Origin of the sequence: Luteibacter sahnii (genome assembly GCF_034063545.1) — a bacterium.
Classification (GTDB): Bacteria; Pseudomonadota; Gammaproteobacteria; order Xanthomonadales; family Rhodanobacteraceae; genus Luteibacter; species Luteibacter sahnii.
Genome location: NZ_JAQLOK010000002.1, coordinates 843,757 through 868,619, shown reverse-complemented (window position 1 = coordinate 868,619; position 24,863 = coordinate 843,757). Strand labels below are relative to the sequence as shown.

Below are 24,863 nucleotides of genomic sequence, written 5' to 3'. Positions count from 1 at the left end.
GTTGCTGTGGATACCGTCAGAGCCCGAGGGCGATCGTGGCCAGCCAGGGCGAGGGCCGCCGCTCGAAGGGGAGGCGGTCCCGGTGGGCGGCCACCCGGACCAGGTCCACGCGCCACGGGCCGGACGTCCAGGCGAGCCCGGCGTGGCCGTAAGTGTAATAGGTGGCGCCCGTCCCCACCTGGCGTCCGTCGTGATCGTAGTAGGGATCGACGATATAGCGGGACACCCCGGCACCGCCGGCGAGGGACAGGTGTCGCCCCAGCGGCCAGCGCAGGCCGACGTCGAGCGCGCCGCGTGGGCTGCCCCCGCCATGCACGCGCTCCGCCGCGCTCAGCCCGACCGTGAGCACGTCACGGAAGATCAGGGTGCCGCCGACCTCCACCCGGTCGTAGATGCGCCAGGACGGGTCGTCGGCGTAGCGGTAGTACGTGGTCGACGCCTGCACCTGCCAGTCGTCGTCGAGCCGCCAGGCGCGGGCACCCTGGAGCAGCGTCTCGGCGAGGCGCCCGACCGGGCGGGTCTGGTAGCTGGCCGAGCCGCTGAGCGACCAGCCCGAGGGGGCGATCCACGCGACCGCGCCCTGCGCGACGGGCCCCGGGCCGGACACCGGCACGCCCCGGTCGACCAGCTGCGAACTGACCGCCACCGTGCCGGTCCAGTCCGCGGCGCGGGCTGCGAAGGGCGCGGCCGCGAGAGCCGCGCACAGCACGAAGGCACGACGCATGGTCGTGCCTTCGTGGAGGGTTCGCGGGGGCCGGGTCGCAGCCGTCATGAGGGTCGTGTTCGGCCCGATGGCAGGTTCACTTCAGGGTTGCCAGGTACGACAGCAGGTCGTCGAGGTCTTTGGCATGATCCAGGCCATCGTATTTCATTTTGGTGCCGGGCAAGGCCTGCTTCGCCGGTTGCGAGAGATAACCGTGAAGCGCTTCCGCATTCCAGGTCCGGCCGCTCTGGAGCATGGCGTCCGAATAGGCAAAGCCGGCGACCGACCCGGCCTTGCGGCCGACGATGCCGAAGAGGCTCGGGCCTTTCTTGTTCGTGCCCTCCTTGACGCTGTGGCATTCGGCGCATTCGGACTTGAACACGTTCTTGCCGGCGGTGACGTCGCCGGCATGGGTGGCCGGCGTGGCCAGCAGCCAGCCGAGGAAGGCGCCCGCGGCGACGAGGCGCGCGGGCAGGGAGCGGGTGGGTAACGTCGTCACGCGGGGATCCTTCGTTGCCTGGGGGAGGGAGTCAGAACGCGAGGTTGGCGGTGATCACGAAGCCGTTGATGTCCGCCGCGTTGGCGCCGCGCACGCCCGGTGGCGCGCCGAAGATGTTCGAGCTGCGGCCGTTGAAGCGAAGCGTGCGGAACCACGTGGCGGCAAGCTTGAGGTTGCCCTTGCTGATCCAGGCGTCGTCCTTGCCGAAGGGCGCCCAGAAGAGCGTGAGGTAGTTGGTCGTCGCGTCCGGATCGGGCAGCACCGGGGAATAGCGCGCCGGATCGTCCGAGCCGGTGCCGCGCAGGTGTGACACGGTGACGCCGTAGGTCTGCATGAAGGTGTAGGTGGCCGAGAGGATCTCGTCGCGCGCGTATCCGCGTGCCGACGCCAGCGAGCCGGGCACGAGCGGGTTGGCCGGGCGGCTGCCGTAGCGGCGATGCTCGTAGATGTTGACGTAGCTGGCCTGGAGGATGTGTTCGCGGTTGCCCAGGTACTGGTAGGTGAGGTCGTAGCCGTAGTCGTCGAGCCGGTCGGCCGGCGCGGCGCGCGGGAGCCGGCGCTGGCTGGTGAGGGCGACGACGCCCGCGGAGACGAACTGCCGGCGCATGTCCTTCATGTAGGCGAAACGGACATAGCCGGTATCGCTGAGGTGACCCGGGTCGGAGCCGGGGCGGAAGCCGATCGCGTCCTGCCCGGCCAGCGAGAGGGAGCGGTAGGTGCCCGCCTCGGCGTACCACACCGTGTCGTAGACACCGTATAGCGAGGCGCCGATCACGTGGTTGGCCAGCGCGTTCGGCGCCGCCGGATTCAGCAGCGTGCCGGTGCGGCCGCCTTGCAGCAGATCGGAGAACGCCGGAAGCGCGCCGATCGGATCCTGAAAGCCCGGGTTGTTGTTCACCGTGACGCCGAGCAGGGCGCTCTTGCCGCCGATGGTGAGTTCCTTTGCCACGTAGCGCAGGTCCACGTCGCCGAGCTGGGTGTTGTACTTGCCCGGGCCGGTACGCGCGGCCACCACCTTGACGACGCCGCCCACGTTGTCGGTGAGGCGGCCGGCGAGAAACAGGTCGCCCTCGGTCAGGGCGGTGCTGTTGTTGCCCTTGGCCGGCACGAGGTGGGTCTCGGTCAGCTGCAACGACACGGGAATCGTCCTGCCCTTGCCGTCGGTGTCGGTGTAGCCGCCGAGCTTGAATCGCATGCCGTAGGGCGTGAGCGCAGGACCGTAGGAACCCGCGTGGCAATCCGCGCACGAGGCGCCGGTCTGCCGGGCGAACACGGGAATCGCGCGCGCACCCTGGCTCGCCAGCGAAAGCAGCAGGGCCAGCGTGACGCCCCAGCCGGCGAGGCCGGGGCGTCGCCCGCATCGGCCAAAGGAAAACACTCGCATGGGTTCGACTCCTCGTGTCGATGGAAAGGACGTGGCCGTCATGGCCACATGCGGCGGAGCACGCCGTCGCGCCGCACCAGGTGATGCCAGAGCGCGGCACCCGCGTGCAGGCCGGCCACCGCCAGCAGCACCCATGCGACGCGCACGTGCCAGGCTTGCAGTCGATCGGCGAGATCGTCGTCGGGTGCCACGATGGGTGGGACGGCGACACCGAAGAAGTGGATGGGCTGGTCGGCCGCGCTGGCCAATGCCCAGCCCAGCAGAGGCATCGCCAGCAGCAGCGCGTAGAGCAGCAGGTGGGTGAAGCCAGCGCCCACGCGCAGCCACGCCGGCATGGGCACGCCCGGCGCATGCCTGAGCGACAGCCGCAGCACGATGCGCAGGGCCAGCAACGCGAGCACGAGCAGCCCCAGATGACGATGGATATCGAGCAACACGCCGCGCAGGGCGCGTCCGCCGAGGTCGTCGCGGACCAGCGCCACGCCGGCGGCGGTCGCCACCAGCAGCGCCATGAGCCAGTGCAACCAGCGTATCGGTCTCGGATACGGCGTGGCGATGCCGCGAGTGTGATGAGCCATGCGATGCGAACCCTTGGGTGATGCCCCCGCCGACGTCCGCCGGGGTCGTCCTGCCCCATGAGTGCCGCGCAGGCATGCAAAAGGTTGTGCGTCGCGCACGCAACCTTTGCGAAGGGATCGCGGCACTCAGCTTCGACGGTCGCCGGCGCGGCCACGCGGGACCTGCCCCATGGAGATCGAACGCATCCAGCTCGAGACGCACGGCGATCGCCGCGGCATGCTCGTGTCGCTGGAGCCCAGCCACAACGTGCCCTTCGACATCCGGCGTGTGTATTACATCTTCGCCACGCGCGAGGGCGTGCGTCGGGGGCAGCACGCCCATCGCCGACTGACGCAGATGGCGGTGGCGGTGCGCGGCGCCGTCACGGTGATGCTCGACGACGGCCACGGTCCGGTCGAGACGCGACTGTGCGACCCGGCGCAGGGTCTGCTGATCGGCCGCATGGTATGGCGCGAGCTGTACGACTTCACCGACGACTGCGTGCTGATGGTGCTGGCCGATCATGCGTACGATCCGGCGGACTACATCGCCGACTACGATCAGTTCCTGCGCGAGTCGCGCACCGTGGCCTACGCGGAGGGCGTGGTCGCATGGCCGGGGCGCTGACGGATGCCCCCGCCGTGACGGTGCCGTTCCTCAGCCTCGGCGACGTCAATGCGCGTCACGCCGATGAGCTCAAGGCCGCCGTGGGCCGTGTCATCGACTCGGGCCGGTACGTGCTGGGCGACGAGCTGGCCGCGTTCGAGCGCGAGTTCGCCGCGTGGTGCGGGGTCCGCCATGCGCTCGGCGTGGGCAACGGCCTGGATGCGCTCTCGCTGATCCTGCGCGCGTACCGCGACCTGGGCGACTTCGCCGCGGGCGACGAGGTGATCGTGCCCGCGAACACGTTCATCGCGAGCTTTCTCGCCATCAGCGAGGCGGGCCTGAGGCCGGTGCCGGTCGAACCGGACGAGGCCACGTTCAATCTCCATCCGGTGAACGTGGAGGCGGCGATCGGGCCGCGCACGCGGGCCATCCTCGCCGTGCACCTTTACGGTCAGCTGGCCGACATGGCGGCCCTGGGCGACATCGCCGCGCGTCATGGCCTGCGCCTGATCGAAGACGCCGCCCAGGCGCACGGGGCGTCGCGGGACGGTATCCGTGCCGGCGCGTTCGGCGACGCCGCGGGCTTCAGCTTCTTTCCGTCGAAAAACCTCGGCGCCCTGGGCGACGGCGGCGCGGTGGTCACGGCCGACGATCGCCTCGCCCGGCGCGTGGCCGCCCTACGCAACTATGGCTCGGAGGTGAAGTACGAGCATCTCTACCGGGGCGTGAACTCACGGCTGGACGAGATCCAGGCGGCCATGCTGCGCGTGAAGCTGCGTCACGTGGACGACGACACCACGGCGCGTCGCGCCGTGGCACGGCGCTACCTGCGCGCCATCCGTCATCCGCTTATCGTGCTGCCGCACGTGGAGGAGGGCGAGGCGCACGCGTGGCATCTGTTCGTGGTGCGCAGCGCGCATCGCGACGCCCTGCAGCGCCACCTGCGCGACCTGGGCGTGCAGACGCTCGTGCACTACCCGGTGCCGCCGCATCGGCAGCCCGCCTACGCGGGCGAGTCGACGCTCGACCTGCCGATCGCCGATCGCCTGCACCGCGAAGTGCTGAGCCTGCCGATGAGCCCGACGTTGGACAGCGCCGCCATCGGCCACGTCATCGATGCGTGCCTGTCGTTCGGGGCCGGTCGATGAATATCGCGCGCGCCGGCGCCTGGTCCGCCCTGGGCACGGCCGCGCGCCTGGGTGCGGCGCTGGTGGTGGTCAAGCTCGTGGCATGGCTCGCCGGCCCGGTGGGCGTGGGCCGCCTGGGCCAGTTCATGAGCCTGATGTCGCTGCTCGCGGTGTTCGCGGGCGGGGGCATCCATGCCGGCGTGGTCAAGTACGTGGCCCAGTACCGGCACGATCCGGCCCGGTTGTCGCGCCTGCTGTCTTCCGCCCTGGCTTACGCCATCGCGGCCTCGTGCCTGATGGGCTGCCTGGCGCTGCTGTTCAGTCGGCCGCTGGCCGAGGCTTTGCTGGGCGACGCCGGTTACGAGGGCCTGATCCGCGTGCTCGCCATGGCGCTCGTCGGCATAGCCCTGGTCAATTACCTGCTCGCGGTGATCAACGGTTTCATGGACGTGCGCCGACTCGCGCTCATCCAGGTCGCGGGCTCGCTGCTGAGCGTGGCGCTGGCGCTCGGCCTCGCCCACGCGTGGGGCGTGTATGGTGCCCTGCTTGCCCTCGTCCTGGGCCAACTGCTCTGGCTGGTGGTCGGGTTGCCGGCGTGGTGGCGCAGCCCCTACTTCGACCCGTCGATGCTGCGCGCCCGCTTCGACGCGCGGATGACGCGCCGGCTCGCGGCGTTCTCGGCGATGTCGCTCACGTCCGCCTTGCTGCCGCCGCTGGTGAACATCGCGGTCCGCGATCACCTGGCCACGTCGTTCGGGTGGGACCAGGTCGGCTACTGGCAGGCCGTGACCCGCGTCTCCGACGCCTACCTGCTTTTCGTCACCAGCGTCATCAACGTCTATTACCTGCCCCGGCTCGCGGGGACGACCGACCCGGCGGCGATCGGTTATGAACTGCGGCAGGCGTGGCGCTGGCTGATGCCCGCCGTGGTCGCGATGGCGCTGGCCATCTACGTACTGCGCGACATCGTCACGCGCCTGCTTTTCAGCGGCGATTTCGCCGCGGCGAACGACCTGTACGCCCCACAGCTGTGCGGTGACGTGATCAAGATCGCCGCGTTCGTGATGTCCTACCTGATGCTCGCCAAAGCGATGACGAGGCTCTATGTGGTCTCCGAGTGCGCTTTCGCGCTCAGCTACCTGGTGCTGGTCCACGTAGGCGCCGCACGCTTCGGCCTGGTCGGGGCGATGTATGCGTTCGTGGTGAACTATCTGGCGTACCTGGCCTTCAACGCGGTCGTGGTGCGCCGTTACCTCGCAGGGGGCGCCCGATGACCGGTCATGCGACCGACGAGACGCCGATGGTGTCGATTCTGATTCCCGCCTATAACCACGAGGACTTCGTCGAGCGTTGCCTCGACAGCGTGCTGGAGGATCCGTACCCGGCGAAGGAGGTGGTCATCATCGACGACGGCTCCACGGACAAGACGGCCGAACGCATCGCCGGATGGATCGCCCGCCACGGACACGAGGTGCGCTGCGAATTCGTGCAGCGCGATAACCGGGGCATCGCGACCACGCTCAACGAGCTGGCAGCCCGGGCGCGCGGCGAGCTGCTGCGCATCGGTGCGAGCGACGACTACTTCCTGCCTGGGAGCCTGCGGACGCTGGTCGATTACCTCAGGGCGCACCCGCGCAAGGGCGCGGTCATCGGCGATTCGATCGTCATCGATCGCGAGGGGCGAACCCTCCATGCCAGCGGCATGTGCGACCTGCATCGGGCCGACAAGCGAGACTACCTCAGCGACCTGGGCATCCGCCGTGCCGTGATCTCGCGCTGGGCGATCGGCGGGCCGGTGACCCTGCTGCGGCGAAGCGAGCTGGAAACCGTGGCGCGCTGGACCGAGGGCCTGCGCATCGACGACTGGGACCTGTTCCTTCGCCTCGCCGCACGCGACGCCATCGGCTTTATCGACGTGCGCGTGTGCGCCTACCGTCTGCACGGACGCAACGTGAGCAAGACACGCCACCGGGCCACGCGCATCCTGCACCTGGAGGAATCGCGCCAGGTCGCGATGCACCGCCTGGCCTTGTTCGACGAACCCTATCGCACGTTGTTGCGGGCGCAGATCCATTACATCGGGGCGAAGATCGCGTTTCTTCAGTCACAGTATCGCGACGTCGTGCTGCGCCTCGCCTGCTACGCGCTGCTGCGCCTGCGTTGGCGCCTGCGACTTCCCGGCCTGCCCGCGCGCGCCGAACGCGCATGAGCCCGATCCTGCAACGGCCCGGCGCGTACGTCGCGCTGCCGATGGTCCTGGCTTGCGCCGTGACGTGGCTCACCTACGATCTTCCGGCCGGATACGCGAGCGGCGTACTGTGGCTTGTCACCGCGGCGATCGGGGTACTGCTCTTGGACATCCGATCGTCCGATCGGCTGCCGTCGCGTGCGGCATGCCGTGCCCGCGACTACGTGGGCACCCGCGAGGGTTTCGTCGGTCTCGCGTTCGGCCTCGGCGTGCTGGGCTTCTGCCTGCTCGACATCGCGCTTTTTCCGCCCGCGCTGCTGCACGATCCCGGTGCGTACGCGACCATGACCGGCGGCCACGAACATGTGCGCCGGATCGCCGACCTGTGCTGGACGCTTCCCGTCATCGGCATGCTCTGCACGCGTCGGCGCGGCCTGCGTTACGGACTCGTCGCGGCGGGATTGCTCTTTCCGGTGCTCGTGATCGATCGCAACCGGATCTTCGCGTCGCTGTTCTCGATCGCGCTGGTGACGATGCTGCGCCGTGACGCGCGTCGTCCGCTGCCATGGAAAGCGGTGACCGCGCTCGGCGCGCTCGGCGCGGCGGCGTTTTCGGTGCTCGGCCTGGTGCGCTCCGGTTCGGTCGCCACCGTCCTGCTGCCGTTCGGGTCGCTTTACAGGGCTTCGCCGGCCGGCGTCCAGTGGTTGCTGCTCTATCTCACGGCCGGCCCCTACAACTTCGCGTCGATGTTGGCCAAGGGCTATCGCGACCCGTCGATCCTGTGGGGCCAGCTCGTGCCCGGCGGCGGTGTCCCCGCGCCGCTGCCACTGGACGCGTCCAACGTCAACGTCGGCACGGAGTTCCTTCCGTTCCTGCTCGCGGGCGGCCCATGGCTGGCCGTGCTCGGCATCGCGCTGCTTTACGCCCTGATGCGCTGGAGCGTGCGTCGCCTGCACGGCGGGCCGTCGCTGTTCGCATGGCTCATTTTCCTGCGCATGGCCTACGTCTGCGCGATGGCGCCGTTCGCGCCCCAGGCGTTCATCTGGATGAACTTCGGTTTCATCGCGTTGTGCCTGCTGATGCAACTGGTCGCCGCGTGGCTACCCGATCGCCGCCGCGATCCCGCTTTCCCTTGACGAGTCGACCCTGATGCAAAGCGACGAGATCTACCTCATCGACCTGTGGCGCGTCGTGCGACGCCGTTGGCTGTGGATGGCCGGCGTCGCGGTCGCGACGTGCACCGCCACCTTCGCCTGGCTGCACGTGGCCCGCCACCAGTGGGAGGCGTTGGCCACCGTGCAGGTGGGGCAGGTGGGTACCGCCCCGTCGGGCATGGATCCGAAAGTGGAGCCGTTCGCCCGGGTGCTGCAACGCCTTCAGAGCGTCGGCTTCCAGGCCGAGGTGCTCCGGCGCATGGGCGTCGCGAAAGACAGCGACGCCGGCCGCCTCTATATCGCGAGCCTGGCCCTCGAACCCGATCCCTACGCCAACCTCATCCGCCTGCGCGTGCGGGCCTACTCGCCGGCCGAGGCGCGTCGCGCCGCGACGGCGACGGTGGACCGCCTCGTGGCGATCCACGCGGCGATCAGCCAGGCGCAGCTCGCGGTCACCCGGGCCCGCTCCGCCGACATCGACCAGACCCTGGCGTCCGCGCAGGGCGACAGGGATCGCATCGCCCACGACCTGCAGGGCGCGTCGCACGCCGATGCGATGGTGGCGAACGTCGCGCTGGCCGACACCGACGCGGGCATCCGCACCCTGAAGCAGATCCGCGGCGATTTCGACGCGCGCATGACGCCGTCCTATACGTTTCCCACGTCGATGCCCTGGCCGGTGACCGTCTCCGACCATGCGGTCGCCCCGGCGCAGAAGCCGCTGATGATCATCGGCGTGCTGGTCGGCCTGGTGCTCGGCGTCGTGGCGGCCACCGCCGCCGATGCCCGGGCCCGTTCAACCAAACGCGCTCCGGCGGGCACCTACGCGACACAGGCCCGGCACGGCGGATAACGACATGAACCTGCGGCACCCCATCGCGGCACCGACCCGGCTTGAGGATCGGCTGGCGCAGACACAGCAGGCCTTCGACAGCGTAGCCGCGGATTACGACGGCCCGCGCGGCAACAACGAGCTGATCCAGCGCATGCGCGACACGCTGTGGCAGACGGTGCGCGAGAAGCTGCCCGCAGGCGCGCGGTTGATCGACCTGGGCTGCGGCACGGGCATCGATGCGATCGAGTTCGCCCGCAGCCGCTTCCACGTCACCGCGACCGACTGGTCGCCGCGCATGATCGAGCGCACGCGGGCACGCGCCGAGGAGGCCGGCGTGGCATCGCGGGTGGACGTGCATCACCTGGGCGTGCAGGAGCTCGACCGGCTCGAGGGCGAGTTCGACGGCGCGTATTCCAACTTCGGTCCGCTCAATTGCGCGCCCGACCTGCGCGAGACCGCCGCCCAGTGCGCGCGCCTGATCCGGCCCGGGGGCACCCTGGTGTTCTCCGTGATCGGGCGGATCTGTCCGTGGGAAGTGGCGCACTATACGTTGCGCGGACGCTTTCGCCGGGCCTGGGTGCGTGCCTCGCGCGGCGCGACGGCCGTGGGCATGAACCGCCACACGATCTGGACCTGGTACTACCTGCCGCGTGAGTTCTATGCCGCGTTCGCCGAACACTTCTCGCTGGTGGACTACCGGGCGCTGAGCCTGTTCATGCCGCCGCCGTACATGGTGGATCGCTATCGCAAGCGACCGTCGTGGTACGAGCGCCTGGGACGCATCGACGATCGGTTCGGGCACCTGCCCGTGCTGCGCGACATGGGCGACCATTTCCTGATCGTGATGCACCGGCGTTGAGGCCGCACGCATGGACGTGACGCTGCACGGTGCCGGTATCGTGCGACAGGAGCGCCCGGTGCGCGGGACGCTCCACCTGCGGGCCGGCCGTGTGGCGGACACGTCGGCGGGCGGTTTCGCCGTCGACCTGCGCGATCACCTGGTCTTTCCCGGGCTCATCAATGCCCACGAGCACCTGCATGTCAACACCGTGCCACCGTTGCCGATGGATCGGCCATTCGCGAACAGCTACGACTGGATGGCCGCGTTCCAGGCCCATTTCGACGAACCGGCGGTCAAGGCCGCGCTCGCGCGGCCCAAGGCGTGCCGCATGCGCCACGGCGCCCTGAAAAATCTGCTCGCCGGCACGACGGTGGTCGCGCACCACGATCCATGGGACACGTCGCTCGACGACGCGGACTTCCCGGTGGCCCTGCTGCGTGGACACGGCTGGGCTTACACGCTGAACGGTCCCGCGTTCGGCCCCGACGTGCGCGCGAGCTTTCTCGCCACGCCGCCGTCGCGTCCATGGATGATCCATCTGGCCGAAGGTACAGACGAGCGTGCCCGCCAGGAGTGGGCCCAACTCGACGCCATGGGCTGCCTGGCCGCCCATAGCGTGCTCGTGCATGGCGTGGGACTCGACGCCGAAGGCATCGATGCCGTGATCGCGCGTGGCGCGTCCGTCGTCTGGTGCCCGGCGAGTAATCGCCGCCTGCTCGGCCGCACGCTCGACCCTCGTCGGCTGCACGCTGCCGATCGCCTCGGGCTGGGCAGCGATTCGCGCGTGTCCGGGTCGCGCGACCTGCTCGACGAGCTTGGTGTCGCCGTCGACGCCGGGCTGACGCCTCACGAGGCCTGGGTGCTGGCCACCGCAGCAAACGCACGCATCCTGCGCATGCCGTGGCGGGGGCATCTTGGCGTGGGCGCGACGGCGGACCTGGTCATCGTCGCGGATCGCGGCGACGCGGCCCGATCGCTCGTCGGCCTGCGCCGAGCCGACCTGCGCGCCGTGGTGCGCGAGGGTCGTCCCTGCGTGGCCGACCCCGACTTCGCGCCGTGGTTCGAGGCGGCCGGGGTCGACGCCGTCGCGATCGAACTCGATGGCCGCCCGAAGCTGCTCGACCGCCGCTTCGCCGACCCGACGCTGTTCGCCCTCGAGCCGGGGCTTGTCGGGGAGCGCGTGCATTGATCGCCACGGAAGCCCCCGTGCTTGACCCGGTGCGGGCATACGCGCTGTGGGCCGCGTCGTATCCCGCCCACGCGCACAACCCGCTGATGCATGCGGAAGAACGCGCCATGCTCGCCGCGATGCCGTCCACGCTCACCGGCATGGCGGTGGTCGACGCCGGTTGCGGTAGCGGTCGCTACCTTCGGCACGTGCTGGCGCGGGGTGCCCGTCACGCGACCGGTGTCGACCTGTCGCCGGCGATGCTGCGCGGCGCGCACGGGTGGCTCGGCCAGAGCGATCGTCGTCGCATGGCGCTCGTCGAAGGCAGCGTGACGGCGCTGCCGCTGCGCGGCGACTGCGCCGACCTCACCGTCTGCGGCCTCGTGCTCGGGCACGTGCCGGACCTGGCGGCCGCGCTCGGCGAGTTGTGTCGTGTCACCCGGCCGGGCGGGACGATCCTGTGCAGCGATTTCCATCCGGTGGGGCAGGCGCTCGGATGGCGACGCGATTTCCGCGCGGACGGGCGCCGCTACGCCGTGCGCCACAGCACCCACACCTACAGCCACTGGCATGCCGCCTGCGCCCGGCTGGGCCTGCTCATCGACGCGGTCGAGGAGCCGATGCTCGATCCGGCCGACATACCGCCGGGGGCGCGCTTCGACCCGATCGCGCTGGAGGTGCCCGTCGCCCTCGTCTTCCGCCTGCGTCGTTCCGTCCTATCGCGGTCATGCCCATGAATACGTCGCCCCACACCCTGCTGGTCAATCCCACCATCACCTCGCGATCCAGCGCGCGTTTCCCGCTTTCGTTGCTGCATCTCGCGGCGGCGCTGGATCGCCACGGCCGAAGCACCGTGGTCGACGGCAACGTCGATCGTGACGTCGTCGACGCCACGCTGCGCGCGCTCGACGTCGATCGTTTCGATGCCGTCGGCATCAGCGTGATGGGCGGCCCGCAGATGGCCCCGGCGATCGCCGTGTCCCGCGCGGTCCGTGAACGTCATCCCGGCCTGCCGATCGTGTGGGGTGGCTACTTCCCCACGTTGTACACCGACACCGCGCTGGGCGCGTCCTACGTGGACTATGCGATCCGCGGCCAGGGCGAGGAGACCCTGCCCGAGCTGCTCGCCGCGCTCGCGCGACCGGATCGCGATGTCTCGCGAATCGCCGGGCTCTCGTGGAAAGACACCGACGGCCACCTCGTACACAACCCCAATCGCCGTTTCACGATGGACGATCCGGGCGTGGTGCTGCCGTACGACAAGCTCGGCGATCCGCGCCGCTATCTGGCGCGCACGTTCCTGGGCGAGCGCACCGTCGCCCACCAGGCGGCCATTGGCTGCCGTTTCCGCTGCACGTTCTGCGGCGTGGCGGCCATGTTCGGCGGAACGACCCGGTTGCCCGCCGTGGCTCGCCTGGATCGCGACCTGACTTATCTCAAGCACCACCTGGGCGCGGATTCGATCCAGTACGTTGACCACAACTTCTTCGATCGCGAAGAGGAGATGATCCCGCTGCTCGAGGTAATGGCCCGCCATGAGCTGCCGTGGTGGTGCTATGCGCGGTCCGACGCGCTGCTCAAGCTCCAGGAGAGCACCTGGAAGCAGGTGCGCAAGAGTCGCCTGCGCATGGCCTACATCGGCGCGGAGTCGCCCAGCGGCGCGATGCTCAAGGAGATCCGCAAAGGCACGCGGCCGGACCAGACCCTCGAAGTGGCGGAACTCTGCCGACGGCACGGGGTGATTCCCGAGCTGTCGTTCATGGTGGCACCGCCTGAGAACACCGAGGAGGAAACCGCACAGACCTTCGAGTTCATCCGCGAGTTGAAGAAGATCAATCCCGCGGCGGAGATCATCGTCTACGTCTACACGCCGTTACCCGAGACCAGCCGGCACGAGAAAGACCGGGGCAAGCGGCCCTCGACGCCGTTGCGCGATCGCCATGGCCAACCGGTGGTGTTCCCCACCACGCCCGAGGCGTGGACCGAAAAGCGTTGGGTCGACTACGCCTGCCATGCCGATGCACCGTGGGTGAGCGACGACCTGCGCCGGCGCATCCGCGATTTCGTCACGGTGCTGCGTTGCCGCTACCCGACGGTGCAGGACATGCGCTCTCCCGCCTGGGCCAAGCGAGGGCTCAGCGCCATGGCCTCGTGGCGCTACCGTCGCCGCCGCTACGACACGCCTTGGGAACTGAACCTCGCGAACCGGCTCGTGCGCCTGCGACTGCCGCAGGCGTCGGGACTCTAGGCATGCGTGCCGTGCAGCTGAACCTGCATCCCGCGCCAGCGGATGCCGCGCCGCGGGAGCTGTTCGCGCGCTGGCCCTCGCTGGCCGATATACCCGAGGCGGTAGCCTCGGGCAGTACCCGCGTGACGATGGTACAGGCCGCGGCGTGCGACGATCGCTTCCGGCAGCGCGGGGTCGATTATCGGTTCGTCGACCTGCGTGGTATGGATTCGGGCTCCGCCCGCGCGCGCCATCTCGTGCCCTTGCTGCGCGAACTGCGTGCCGACGTTCTGCATGTGCACAGCCTGGCGCGCGGCGAGGACGCCGCGGCGATCGCGCGACTGCTGCCGGCGATGCCGATCGTGGTGCAGGATCACGCCGACCGCGTACCGCACTGGTGGCAGCGTCCCGCGTGGCGGCGACATTACCTCGCCGTGGATGCGGTGGCGTTCACCGCCGCCGCGCTGGCCAACCGGTTTACGCGGACCCGCGCGTTCCCGTCTGGCATGCCCGTCGTGGCGGTGCCCGAAAGCAGCAGCCGCTTTACGCCGGGCGATCGCGACGAGGCACGGGCAGCGTGCGGTCTCGATGGTGACCCGGGCGTGCTCTGGGTTGGCCACCTGTGCTCGGGAAAGGACCCGCTCACCGTGCTGGAAGGGTTCGCCCGCTTCGTCGAGCGTGCGCCGGAGGCACGGCTGCATTGCGCGTTCGGCAGCGCGCCGTTACTGGACGCGGTGCGTGCGCGCATCGCGGGCGATCCCCGGTTGCGCGGTCGCGTGACGTTGCACGGCCGTGTGGATCACGCGCGGGTGCAGGTGCTGATGCGCGCGGCCGACCTCTTCGTCGCCGGCAGTCGCGCTGAGAGTTGCGGTTTCGCCTTGCTCGAAGCCATGGCCAGCGACCTCGTGCCGGTGGTTACCGATATCCCGTCGTTTCGAGAACTGACCGGCGCGGGCAGGGTGGGTGCGCTGTGGCCGGTCGGCGATGCCGGCGCGCTGGCGGAGGCGTTGCGGCGCGTCGTTTCGGCGCCACCGCCCCGGGGCCGCATTCGCGCGCACTTTCAGGTAGAGCTGTCGTTCGCCGCGCTCGGGCGCCGCTGGGCCTCGATCTACGCTGGCGTCGCGGCGGGACGGAGGCGGCGCGCATGAAGCTCGCCCTGGTGCTGCCGGGTGGGGTCGATCGCGGGGGCGAGCGACGGGTGATTCCCGCCTTTGTGGCGTTGATCGAGCGCCTCGCGGTGCGCCATGACGTGCACGTGTTCGTATTTCACCAGGAATCGCAGCCCGCGCGGTGGTCGCTGCGTGGTGCGACGATCCATAACATCGGCGAGGGCCGCACCCAGGCACGAGCGATCCGGGCGATTCGCGCGGAGCATCGCGTGGGTGGCTTCGACGTGGTCCAGGCCTTGTTTTCCGGATCGTGCGGCTGGGTGGCGGCGGTCGCCGGCCTGAGCCTGCGCGTACCGTATACGGTGCACATCGCCGGCGGCGAACTGGTCGCGCTGCATGGCATTGATTACGGCGGTCGCCGGCGCTGGCGCAGTCGTATGCGCGAAGCCTTCGTGCTGCGCGCCGCGGCGGCGGTCAGCGCGGCCAGCGCGCCGATCGTGGAGGCACTGGCCGGGCTGGGCATCCGGGCGCAACGTATTCCGCTTGGCGTGGACCTGGCTCGCTGGCCGGTGCGTCCGCCGTGTGTGCGACGGCACGGGACGCTGCGTCTGTTGCACGTGGCGAGCCTGAACCGAGTAAAGGACCTGCCGACCGCGTTGCGTGCGCTGGCGTTGTGCAGGCGGCGTGGGTTCGACTTCGTGCTGGACGTGGTCGGCGTCGATACGCTCGGCGGGGAAGCACAGGCGCTGGCGCACCAGCTCGATCTGGGCGATCGGGTGCGCTTCATGGGCTTTCGCACGCAGCAGGAACTGCGTCCGCTCATGGAGTCGGCGGATCTGCTGGTGATGTCGTCGTTGCACGAGGCCGGTCCGCTGGTCATTCTGGAAGCCGCGGTGGCCGGTGTTCCCGCGGTGGGCACGGCGGTGGGGCATTTCGTCGAGTGGTCGCCGCGCGCCGCGCTGGCGGTGCCGCCGGGCGATGCGGTGGCGCTGGCCGACGTGATCGAGCGCGTGGCGCGGGACGAGGCGCTGCGCATGCGCCTGGCGACCGAGGCACAGCGTCGGGCGGTCGAGGAGGATGCCGACCACACCGCCAGCGCGTTCGAGGATCTGTACGACGTCCATCGTCGTTGACGCGGACACGGTCCGCTCCCACCGGACCGAGGCGACGACCGTTTCTACGCGTCCCACGCACCGCGCACCACGTACAACGTGTCCATCCGCGGTACGGGCCGCGTCAGCGCCGTCATCACGCGTCGCAGATGCCCCTGCCGCACCCACGCCTGGCCCTGCAGCCATACCTGCGTGCGCACCATGTCGGCCCGCTCCTGGCGACTTTCGCGCGACGGGCGGATGCGCTGCATCAACAGCGTCGCCATATCGGTCGGCGAACGCACCCACTCGATGCCAGGCAACCGTTGCAGCCACAAATCCGAACACGACACGCGGACCAGGGTCTGGCGATCCGCCGCGCGTCGCAATCCGATCGGGCACTCGCGGCGAAGCCGATCGAGTACGGCACGCGGCACGCGTCCGGGCCAATGGCGTTCGACCCGCCGAAGCGGGCTATACGCCCACCACGGTGCCTCCTTGCCGTGCCACAGAACGGACCACTCCGCCTCCGGCATCCGCTGGGCGAGCTGTGCGATGTCGTGCAGGTGAAGCAACCGCAGGCTGCGGCCGCAGACATTTCCCGCCGCGTGCAGCAACAGGTGCGTCATGAGCGCCCCCAGCGAGGGATACGGGCACATACCCGGTGTCGCGTCGCGCGGCCACACCGACGCGGTCACGTCGACGGTCCGCACCGGCAAGCGCTCCTGGATGCAGGTATGCAACTCGATGTTGACCGGCGTATCCCGGTGCTCTCCGAAGCCGGCGAAGGGTCGCGCGCCGACGGGCTTGAACACGCCGTGTTTCCACTGTCGGAAACTCTCCTCGTATCCCAGTACCCGCAGCAACGCCGCCGCTGCCTCGACGTCACCCGGCCGCACGAGCAGGTCGATGTCGGCCATCGGCCGCTCGCCGGCCACGTAGAGGCCCAGCGCGTGGAGCGCGCTGCCCTTGAGCGCCATCATCGGCAGGCCGCGCTCGCGCGCCAGTGCATCCAGCCGCGAGAGCAAGGTCGCGATGCGTCCCTGGCGGGATGCCACATGGTCACGTTGCGCCGAGAGAAACGCCTGCCAGCGTCGCGACGGCCACGACGAACGATCGGCCAGCAGCGGCGCGACGCCATGGGCCACGGCGACGGCCGCCGCGATGCGCCATGTCCCCTCGTCCCATTCAGGCGTAGCGGTCGCGCCGTCGTGGGCCACCGCATCGGCCAATGCCTCCGTCGTGCGGTGCAGGTCGGTCCGGATCCGTTCCAGCGGCGGCAGCATCGGTCAGCTCGCGTTCGCGCGGCGGACCAGCGCGACCGGTTGCGCGTTGCGGTGATCGCGCTCGCGTGCCACCAATGCCTGCCACCCGGCATCCACCGATGCGTCGCCGTCCACCTGCCGATGCAGCAGGTCGCGCACCTCGCGATAGAACGCCGTGTCGTATGCGCCCTGGAACATCATCGCCAGGTCATCGCTTTCGTCCCAGTGGGTCTTGTGGCCCAGTTGGGCGCGCACCTCCTCGTAGAAGCGCGTGCCGGGCAGGGGATACGACACGCTTACGCCGACGTCGTCGGGCGCGGCTTCTTCCACCAGGGCGCGCGTGGCGAGGATGTCCTCCAGGGCTTCGCCGAGGTAGCCGAGCTGGATGAAGAAGCCCACGCGGATGCCCCGGTCGCCCAGGCGCCGTCGCGCCGCGATGAGGTCGGGCACCTTCGTGCCCTTGGTCATGCGATCGAGCACCCGCTGGCTGCCGCTTTCGGCGCCGATCCACGCTTCGCTGCAGCCGGCCGCGGCGAGCGCCTCGACCATGCGTTCGCTGGCCAGGTCGGCGCGGGTCTGGATCATGAAGGGAATCGAGCCGTCGCTCCGGGCCAGGTGTCCGGCCAGTTCGGTGACCCAGTCCACGTGGAAGCCGAAGATGTCGTCGGCCATCCATAGATGATCCGGCCGGTAGGTGCGTTTGAGGAAGGTCATTTCCGCGGCGACGTCCGCGGCCGGCCGTTGGTTGTAATGGTTGCCCCAGATCGGCTTGGCGCACCAGTTGCAACGGAACGGGCAACCGCGCGACGCGGCCATGTTCAGGCTGAAGTAGCCATGGCGCTCCAGCCAGAACGACCGGTACGCCTCGACATCCACGAGATCCCACGCGGGCAGGCCGGCGATGCGCGGGTCCGGCGGCACCGCGCCCAGCCGGACAAGGCGCGTGTCGTCCCGCGCCGAGGTCGCGACGCCGGGCAAGCCCTCCGTCCAAGCGTCGGCGTCGATCGACGGGTTGCGCGCGAGGCGGTCGACCAGCGCCATGAGGGCACCGATGCCCTCACCGGTGAGCACCGCGTGGGCCCCGGCGGCAAGGAACGGCGCGGGATGGTCGGACGCGTCCGAGCCCGCGACGAGCACCCGCGCACCACGTGCCCGTGCCTCGCCGATCATCCGGCACGCGGCCTCGCGCATGCGTCCCAGGCACATCTTGGTCAGGAAGTTGAAATTGTCTTCGTAGAAGACCACCAGCTCCGGCGAGGCCGCATGCAGACGCGGCGCGTAATCCTCGACGCCCTGGGCGAGCATGGCGTCGAACAGCGACACCACGTGGCCCATGCGTCGCAGCAGCGCGGCGATCTGGAGGGTGGCCAGCGGCGGATACGGTTTGCCCCGTTCCCACTGCTTGCGGTCGTAGCGCAGGAAGTAGCAATGACCGACCTGGATGTTGAGCATGTGACGGAGCCTTTCGCGTCGTACGGCTCTGGTAAGTGCCGATGAAGCGAAGCGAGGTTGCGCAACCTTTCGCTCGTCGCGCCGCACCCACGGCGCATGACAACGACGACGGACGCCACCGATCCCACCGCCGACCCGTTCGGCGAAGGCGCGCCGCTCGCGCACGCCGCGCGCTGGACCGTGCTCGGGGCGTGCTTCCACGTGGTGTCGGACAGCGCCGCCCTGCTGGCGCTGGCGGCGCAGGCCTGCGCGAGCCTGCCCGCGCACCGCTTCGGTGCCGTCGCGCCGATGTTCCACGTCGAGTTGCGCCTCGGCGCCCCGCGCGACACGGTGTACGCGTTGCCGCCACGGGTACGCACCCAGGCGGGCGCCGGGGTGCTCTGTGGCGTGATGGACGCGGCCAACCACGTGGTGGTGTCGCCCGGCCAGCGCCGCGCCCTGGTGAGCGTCTCGGCCGACATGCTCGAACGGCATCCCTACCATGTGCGTTACGAGATGATGGAATTCGCGCTCTACCTGCTCGCCGCGCGCGGACAGGATCTCGTGCCCCTGCATGGCGCGTGTTTCGGGTTCGGCGGACGCGGTGTTCTGGTGCTTGGGCCGACGGGCGCCGGCAAGTCGACGCTGGCCTTGCACGCCTTGCTGGAGGGCTTGGACTTCGTCGCCGAAGATGGCGTGTTCGTCGAGCCGAAAACGATGCGCGCGACGGGCCTGGCCAATTACCTGCACGTGCGCGACGACGCGCTCCACTGGGCCGAAGGCGCGCCGCATCGCTGGCTGGCGTCGTCGCCGGTCATCGTCCGGCGCAGCGGTGTCGCCAAACGCGAGGCCGATCTGCGCATCGGACCGGGCCGGCTCGCGACGGCACCGCTCGATCTCGCCGCCGTGGTGATGCTCAGCGACCAACCGGCCAGTGGCCCGGCACGACGTTCGCTTCCTCGCGATGAGGCCGTGGCGCGCTTGCATGCCGACCAGCCCTACGCGGCGGGCCAACCGCACTGGCAACGGTTCGTCGATGGCGCGGTCGAGCGCGGTGTCTACCGGCTCGACCGGCAGGCGCATCCGCGCGACGCGCTGCGGGCGTTGCGGCCGTTGCTGGACGCCGACGCGGCGGTCGCCTGATATGTCGGCCGCGCTCGGTCCGCGCGCGCTCTGGCGGATGATGCCGCGTGGCGAGGCGACCGCGTTCGCCGTCTACGTTGTGCTGTCGGTGGCCGCCGCGCTCGCCGGCAGCCTTTCGGCGGTGCTGCTCGTGCCCCTCATCCGTGACGGTGGCCTGCTCGCGCCTTCGGCGGACGCCAGCGCGGCGTGCTTCGCGCTCAGCGGCGTGATCTTCGCGCTCACCCGTTGGCAGGCGTCGCGGCTGGGCGCGCGCCAGGTCGCCCGGCTCGGCCACCACCTGCGCACGCAGGTGCATGCGCGCCTGCTGGGGGCACCGTTGCCCGCGCTGGCGCCGCTGCGTTCGGCGGAAATCGCCAACGTGCTCACCCACAACGGCGAAACCCTCGTGCAGGCGTTCAGCGCGATGCAGCAACTGGCGGTGGCGACGATCACCTCGCTGGTAAGCCTCGCCTTCGCGCTGTGGATCTCACCCCTGTTGATGCTCGCGATGCCTTTGCTGCTCGTCGTGATCGTGGTGACCTCCCGGCTCAGCGGTCGCGAACACGCCCGGGTGAGCCGCCGCTACGTGACTGACATGACCGGCCTGTTCTGGCACAGCGAAGACGTTCCCCGCCGTTTGCGTCACGTACGCTCGTTCGGTCGCGAGGCGGCGGAGCGCGACAGCTACGGCGACGTATCGGCGGGCCTCGCCGGCGGCTACCGCCGCCAACTGGAGCTGGTGGCCTCCAGCCGCCTCGTGCTCGAGCTGGTCGCGGCGACAGGGATTCCCGCGGCGTTCGTGCTCGCGCGACGCTGGCCGGCGATCGATGGGGCGTCGCTCGTCGCGGTGGGCCTGTTGCTGGGCCGCCTTCTCCCCTACCTGACCTCCACCCGCCAGGCGTTCCAGCAATGGCGCTCGGCCGCCCCGGCGTTTGCACTGTGGCAGCGCTACATGGCTTTACCCGTGCGCCCCGCCCCCGGGGTGGCGGGGGCGGGCGCGTCGAGGCTCGGCGTGCTGTTCATCCGGCGGCTGCATATCCGCCCGCCACGCGAGGGTCTTCGGGTGGAAGGCCTGCGCCTGGCTCCCGGCGAACTCGTGCTCGTTTGCGGCGATTCGGGCATCGGCAAGAGCAGCTTCGTCGATGTGCTGGCCGGGATGGCCCCGGCCGAATCCTTCGAGGTGGAGCACGACGGCGTACCCGTCGGCCTGGACGCCTACCGGCGGCTGATCGGTCGCGGCGCCTACGTCGGGCAGAACGTGCGCCCGTGGCAGCGCACGGTACGCGCTTGCCTGGCCTGGGCCGCGCCGGAAACGGACGACGCGACGATGTGGGCGGCCCTGGACGACGTGGGCCTCGCACCGCGCCTGACGGAGGGTGGGGCCGGCCTGGACACCTCCGTGGACGACGCGGCTGGGCGCCTCTCCGGCGGCGAGATGCAGCGGCTGCTCGTGGCGCAGGTGATCCTGCGGCGCCCGGTGCTCGCGATCCTCGACGAAGCTACCAGCGCGCTGGACGCCGCGGCGGAGATGGCCGTGCTCGGCGCGCTCCGCCGCCGCTTGCCCGGCAGCATCCTGCTGGTGGTCTCCCATCGCCCGGCGGTGGCCGCGCTCGCCGACCGCGTGGTGCGTCTGGACGCGGGCGACGTGACGATAGGCGAGGGCGTGCCGGCCGTGGCCTGAACGGGCGTACGATACGTCCATCGACGACGGCGGGCCGGGGGGCCGTGTGGAACTGGACGTGTGGGAACGCAAATACCATCTCGCGCTCGAACGCATGGAGCGCGACGAACGCGACTTCCGTCTCGTCGAAGACGCCCTACGCAAGCTGGCGACGCGTCTCGCCACCTTGGCGAGGGGGCAGGGCGAGGACGTCGACCGCTGGCTCGACCGCGTCGGCGAGCAACTCGGCGGCAACGTCGTGCCCGAGCGCGTGGACGTGCTGCTGGACCAGCTCTCGGCCATCGTGGCTGCGCTGGATACCCGCAGGGATATCGCCGGCGACGGCGTCGACACCGAAACCGTGGCCGCCTTGCGCGAGGACATCGCCCGCCTGCAAGGCCTTCTCGCCGATCTGGGGGCGCCCTTGCGGGACATGTTGCGCCTGGTCGCCGACGCCGACGCCGGCAGCGATGACGGCCGCGTCCTGGACGCGAGCGTCAGCGCCGAAGTGCGCGCCATCGGCGAACAGCTGGCCGCCGCGACCGACCTGGCCGAGCTGCGCGCACAGGTCAGCGAGCGGCTGACGATGATCGACCGCCACTTCGGCGAGCACCGCGAGCGTGAAGAGGCGCGGATGTCCGCCTACCGCGACCGTGCGCGTCGGATGCGCGACCGCGTGGAAGAACTGGAGGTGCAGGCGACGTCCCTGCAGGATTCGTTGCGTCGCGAGCACGCGCTCGCCCTCACCGATCCGCTCACCGGCCTGCCCAACCGCCTGGCCTGGGAGCGCCGCATGGCCGACGTCGAAGGCGACATCCGCGCCGGTGGCCGGGCCTGCATCGCCGCCTTCGACATCGACCATTTCAAGACGATCAACGATACCTTCGGCCACGCCGCGGGCGACGCCGTGCTGCGCATCGTCGGCGGCACGCTCGCGCGCGAGGTGGGCAAGGCTGCCTTTGTGGCCCGTTATGGCGGCGAGGAGTTCGTGGTGGCCTTTCCCGGCCTGTCGACCGACGCCGCGCTCGCACGCGCCCAGGCGCTTTGCGTCATCGTCGAGGGACTGGCCTTCCACGCCAGCGGGCGTCCGGTGAAGGTCACCATGTCCGGCGGCATCGCCTGCTTCGGTTTCGCGACCGAATCGGGCGGATCGGTGTTCGATCGGGCCGACCGGGCGCTGTACGCGGCCAAGCGCGAGGGCCGCAATCGCTGCGTGGTGCTCTGAGCCGCCGCGTCGCGCAAACGTGGACCCTTTCACCGCCCGCATGCGGCAACGCGTCATAATGAGGGCTTCGTCAGACCGCAGGTTCTCTCGTCATGGAATCCGCCGCCGCGCAGCCCGAAGCCACCATCGAGCGAGGCAACGTCCGTTTTACCGTGCTCAGTCCCCGGCTCATCCGCCTGGAGTGGAGCGCCGATGGCCGATTCCGCGACGGGCGCACCCAGGTCGTCGTGCATCGCGCGGTCGACGTCCCACCGTTCCGCCTCGTTGAAGACGCCACCACCCTGCACATCGACACCGGCACGCTGCACCTGCGCCACGTGAAAGGCACCGGCCGGTTCGATGCCGCCAACCTGGAGATCGCGGTGCGGCGCCATGGCGGCGGCGACATCGTGTGGCGTCCCGGCGACGTGCAGCTGGCGAACCTGGGCGGCACCTATCGCACGCTTGACCGCTACGACGGCGACACCTGGCAGGACGGCACCCGTTTGCCGCTGGAAGAAGGCCTCATCGCCCGCGACGGCTGGCACGTGGTGGACGACACGGACAGCTTCGGCCTCGACGACGAAGGCTGGGTGCTCGAACGGCCCGACGGCGAGCGGCAGGATCTCTATTTCTTCGGTTACGGTCTCGACTACCGCGCGGGCCTGGCCGACTTCGCGTCCATCGCCGGGCCGCAGCCGATGCCGCCGCGCTTCGTCTTTGGGTATTGGTGGTCGCGCTACTGGAACTACTCCGACGACGAGCTGCGCACCCTGGGCGCGCGCTTCGAGAAAGAACGCATCCCGCTCGACGTGCTCGTGCTCGACATGGACTGGCACACCACGCCCGGCCTGTCGTTGCGGCCGGGCCTGGAGCAATACGACGTTTTCGGCCAACAGAGCGGATGGACCGGCTACACCTTCAACCGCAGCCTGTTTCCCGATCCCGCCGCGTTCATGCGCTGGGCGCACGGCGAGAACCTGCGCATCACGCTCAACCTGCATCCGGCATCGGGCGTGCTGCCGCACGAGGCGAAGTACGACGCCATGGCACAGGCGCTGTCGTGGGATACCTCCACGCGTGCGCCCATTCCTTTCGAGGGCACCTCGCAGCCCTACATGCGCGCGCTGTTCGACACGATCCTGCATCCGCTCGAGCGCGACGGCGTCGACTTCTGGTGGCTCGACTGGCAGCAGTGGCCCGAGTCGAGATCGCATCCCGGACTGTCCAACACCTGGTGGCTCAACCACGTGTTCTTCACCGAGATGCAGCGCGACGACGACCGCCGCGGACTCATCTACCATCGCTGGGGCGGGCTGGGCAATCATCGTTATCCCATCGGTTTCTCCGGCGACAGCGTGATCTCGTGGACCTCGCTGGCCTACCAGCCGCATTTCACCGCGATGGCGTCGAACGTGCTCTACGGTTACTGGAGCCACGATATCGGCGGTCACACGTTCCACAAACATATCCCGCGGGCGGAGCGGCACCTCGAGCCGGAACTCTACGCGCGCTGGATGCAGTTGGGCGTGTTCAGTCCCGTGCTGCGCACCCACTCGGCAAAGGAGGCCAGCCTGCACAAGGAGCCCTGGCACTTCGGGCCGCCCTGGGGCGACGCGATCTTCGCGGCGATCCGCCTGCGTTATCAGCTGGCGCCGTACATCTATGGTGCCGCCCGGCAGGCCTACGACACCGGCACCTCGATCGTCCGTCCGATGTACTACCACTGGCCCGAACTCGACGAGGCCTACCTGCATCCGTCGCAGTACCTGTTCGGCGACGACATCCTCGTGGCGCCGGTGACCGAGCCGGTGGGCGAGGATGGCACCGTCGTCGCGCCGGTGTGGTTGCCGCCGGGCGTGTGGTACAGCCGCGACGGTGCGGAGGCTTTTGAAGGCGGGGGCATGCTCGAGCGTGCGTACGCGCTGGAGGAGATTCCGATTTTCGTCCGCCCCGGCAGCGTCGTGCCCTTGTATCCCGAGGGGCTGCGCGACCTGGCCAGTGTCCCCGACACGATCATCCTCCAGGTGTTCCCGGGCCACGAAGGCAGCACCACGCTTTACGACGACGACGGCACCAGCCAGGGCTACCAGCGCGGCGAATTCGCCCGTACCCGCGTACGCAGCCGCCGGGGCGATCGTGCCCATCGCGTGCACGTCGACGCGATGGACGGCGATTATCGCGGACGCCCCCGCACGCGCTCGTACATCGTGGAGCTGCTCGACGCCGGCATTCCGGAGCGGATCGAGGTCAACGGCGAGGCGCTGCCTTACAGCGCCTCGCCCGCGCCGCGAACGTGGTTGTTCGACACCTCGTCGCTCAGCATCCGCGTCGACCTCGGCACCGTGCAGCTCGACACGGCGCACGACGTGGTCGCGCGTTTCGCACCGGAGCACGCGCTGCCGAAGGGGCTGCTGCACCGTATGCGCCGCGCGGAGTTCGCCGTGCGTTACCTCAAGCAGGTGTGGGGCGACATCTCCGCCTTGCCGGAGGACGTGAACCTTGCCGGGCAGGCCGACCGCGTGCTCGCCTATGCGGTGGAACACGGCGGCGACGACGGGCGTGCGCAGCGTTTCACCGAGGCGGTGCAGGCGTTCGAATCGCGCTTCGCGGGCCTGGCTGCGAGCGTGGCCGCCACGCCGATCGACGACGCGTTCAAGCGCACGTTCGCCGACCTCGTGGGTCGTTGAG

22 protein-coding genes are annotated in these 24,863 nt (G+C 69.9%); 16 read left to right on the top strand and 6 right to left on the bottom strand.

What is annotated here, in order from left to right:
• Positions 1-16 precede the first annotated feature (16 nt).
• The 4 genes from PI246_RS09255 to PI246_RS09240 all read right to left on the bottom strand — a co-directional run bounded on the left by PI246_RS09255 (position 17) and on the right by PI246_RS09240 (position 3,164).
• On the bottom strand, positions 17-724 hold the full coding sequence (locus PI246_RS09255) for a TorF family putative porin (protein WP_320550973.1): 708 nt from the start codon (positions 722-724) through the stop codon (positions 17-19).
• Between the two features lie 76 nt (positions 725-800).
• The gene (locus PI246_RS09250; protein WP_407069795.1) at positions 801-1,202 is read right to left on the bottom strand and encodes a c-type cytochrome; all 402 of its coding nucleotides are present in this window, start codon (positions 1,200-1,202) and stop codon (positions 801-803) included.
• Positions 1,203-1,233: 31 nt separating this feature from the next.
• Positions 1,234-2,586, bottom strand: coding sequence for a cytochrome C (locus PI246_RS09245; RefSeq protein WP_320550972.1), 1,353 nt, complete (start codon positions 2,584-2,586; stop codon positions 1,234-1,236).
• Between the two features lie 38 nt (positions 2,587-2,624).
• On the bottom strand, positions 2,625-3,164 hold the full coding sequence (locus tag PI246_RS09240; protein WP_320550971.1) for a cytochrome b: 540 nt from the start codon (positions 3,162-3,164) through the stop codon (positions 2,625-2,627).
• A gap of 169 nt (positions 3,165-3,333) precedes the next feature.
• Between PI246_RS09240 and PI246_RS09235 the strand changes: the two genes are divergently transcribed.
• From PI246_RS09235 to PI246_RS09180, 12 genes are read left to right on the top strand one after another with little or no spacing between them, the layout of a single operon-like run.
• Positions 3,334-3,771, top strand: a complete 438-nt coding sequence (locus tag PI246_RS09235) for a sugar 3,4-ketoisomerase (protein ID WP_320550970.1) — start codon at positions 3,334-3,336, stop codon at positions 3,769-3,771.
• Complete coding sequence (locus PI246_RS09230) at positions 3,756-4,898, top strand: DegT/DnrJ/EryC1/StrS family aminotransferase (RefSeq protein ID WP_320550969.1); 1,143 nt, start codon at positions 3,756-3,758, stop codon at positions 4,896-4,898. The genes PI246_RS09235 and PI246_RS09230 overlap by 16 nt, the downstream gene beginning before the upstream one ends.
• Positions 4,895-6,151: an O-antigen translocase gene (locus PI246_RS09225; protein WP_320550968.1), complete on the top strand. Its 1,257-nt coding sequence runs from the start codon at positions 4,895-4,897 to the stop codon at positions 6,149-6,151. The genes PI246_RS09230 and PI246_RS09225 overlap by 4 nt, the downstream gene beginning before the upstream one ends.
• Entirely contained in the window at positions 6,148-7,086 is a 939-nt protein-coding gene (locus PI246_RS09220) for a glycosyltransferase (protein WP_320550967.1), read from the top strand. The genes PI246_RS09225 and PI246_RS09220 overlap by 4 nt, the downstream gene beginning before the upstream one ends.
• Positions 7,083-8,201, top strand: coding sequence for a hypothetical protein (locus tag PI246_RS09215; protein ID WP_320550966.1), 1,119 nt, complete (start codon positions 7,083-7,085; stop codon positions 8,199-8,201). The genes PI246_RS09220 and PI246_RS09215 overlap by 4 nt, the downstream gene beginning before the upstream one ends.
• A gap of 13 nt (positions 8,202-8,214) precedes the next feature.
• Complete coding sequence (locus tag PI246_RS09210) at positions 8,215-9,072, top strand: Wzz/FepE/Etk N-terminal domain-containing protein (RefSeq protein WP_320550965.1); 858 nt, start codon at positions 8,215-8,217, stop codon at positions 9,070-9,072.
• A 4-nt stretch (positions 9,073-9,076) separates the two neighbouring features.
• Positions 9,077-9,913, top strand: a complete 837-nt coding sequence (locus PI246_RS09205) for a class I SAM-dependent methyltransferase (RefSeq protein WP_320550964.1) — start codon at positions 9,077-9,079, stop codon at positions 9,911-9,913.
• A gap of 10 nt (positions 9,914-9,923) precedes the next feature.
• On the top strand, positions 9,924-11,084 hold the full coding sequence (locus PI246_RS09200; protein WP_320550963.1) for an amidohydrolase family protein: 1,161 nt from the start codon (positions 9,924-9,926) through the stop codon (positions 11,082-11,084).
• Positions 11,084-11,800 carry a class I SAM-dependent methyltransferase gene (locus PI246_RS09195; RefSeq protein ID WP_320551222.1) on the top strand — a complete coding sequence of 239 codons (717 nt, stop codon included), beginning with the start codon at positions 11,084-11,086 and terminating at the stop codon, positions 11,798-11,800. Before PI246_RS09200 ends, PI246_RS09195 begins: the two co-directional genes overlap by 1 nt.
• Positions 11,797-13,311 (top strand): B12-binding domain-containing radical SAM protein, encoded by a 1,515-nt coding sequence (locus PI246_RS09190; RefSeq protein ID WP_320550962.1) that lies wholly within the window; start codon positions 11,797-11,799, stop codon positions 13,309-13,311. Before PI246_RS09195 ends, PI246_RS09190 begins: the two co-directional genes overlap by 4 nt.
• A 2-nt stretch (positions 13,312-13,313) precedes the next feature.
• Positions 13,314-14,438 carry a glycosyltransferase family 4 protein gene (locus PI246_RS09185; protein WP_320550961.1) on the top strand — a complete coding sequence of 375 codons (1,125 nt, stop codon included), beginning with the start codon at positions 13,314-13,316 and terminating at the stop codon, positions 14,436-14,438.
• Entirely contained in the window at positions 14,435-15,532 is a 1,098-nt protein-coding gene (locus PI246_RS09180) for a glycosyltransferase family 4 protein (RefSeq protein WP_320550960.1), read from the top strand. Before PI246_RS09185 ends, PI246_RS09180 begins: the two co-directional genes overlap by 4 nt.
• Before the next feature lie 44 nt (positions 15,533-15,576).
• On the opposite strand, the gene PI246_RS09175 is transcribed toward PI246_RS09180, so the two are convergent.
• The gene (locus PI246_RS09175) at positions 15,577-16,776 is read right to left on the bottom strand and encodes a nucleotidyltransferase family protein (RefSeq protein ID WP_320550959.1); all 1,200 of its coding nucleotides are present in this window, start codon (positions 16,774-16,776) and stop codon (positions 15,577-15,579) included.
• Positions 16,777-16,779: 3 nt separating this feature from the next.
• Positions 16,780-18,207, bottom strand: a complete 1,428-nt coding sequence (locus tag PI246_RS09170) for a B12-binding domain-containing radical SAM protein (protein WP_320550958.1) — start codon at positions 18,205-18,207, stop codon at positions 16,780-16,782.
• 96 nt (positions 18,208-18,303) lie between these two features.
• On the opposite strand from PI246_RS09170, the gene PI246_RS09165 reads away from it, so the two are divergent.
• From PI246_RS09165 to PI246_RS09150, 4 genes are all read left to right on the top strand, one after another.
• Complete coding sequence (locus tag PI246_RS09165) at positions 18,304-19,329, top strand: serine kinase (RefSeq protein ID WP_320550957.1); 1,026 nt, start codon at positions 18,304-18,306, stop codon at positions 19,327-19,329.
• A gap of 1 nt (position 19,330) precedes the next feature.
• Positions 19,331-20,989, top strand: coding sequence for an ABC transporter ATP-binding protein (locus PI246_RS09160; RefSeq protein ID WP_320550956.1), 1,659 nt, complete (start codon positions 19,331-19,333; stop codon positions 20,987-20,989).
• Positions 20,990-21,047: 58 nt separating this feature from the next.
• A complete protein-coding gene (locus PI246_RS09155; RefSeq protein WP_320550955.1) occupies positions 21,048-22,193 on the top strand; it encodes a GGDEF domain-containing protein in 1,146 nt (381 codons plus the stop codon).
• A 92-nt stretch (positions 22,194-22,285) separates the two neighbouring features.
• A complete protein-coding gene (locus tag PI246_RS09150; protein ID WP_320550954.1) occupies positions 22,286-24,862 on the top strand; it encodes a TIM-barrel domain-containing protein in 2,577 nt (858 codons plus the stop codon).
• Position 24,863: the final 1 nt, after the last annotated feature.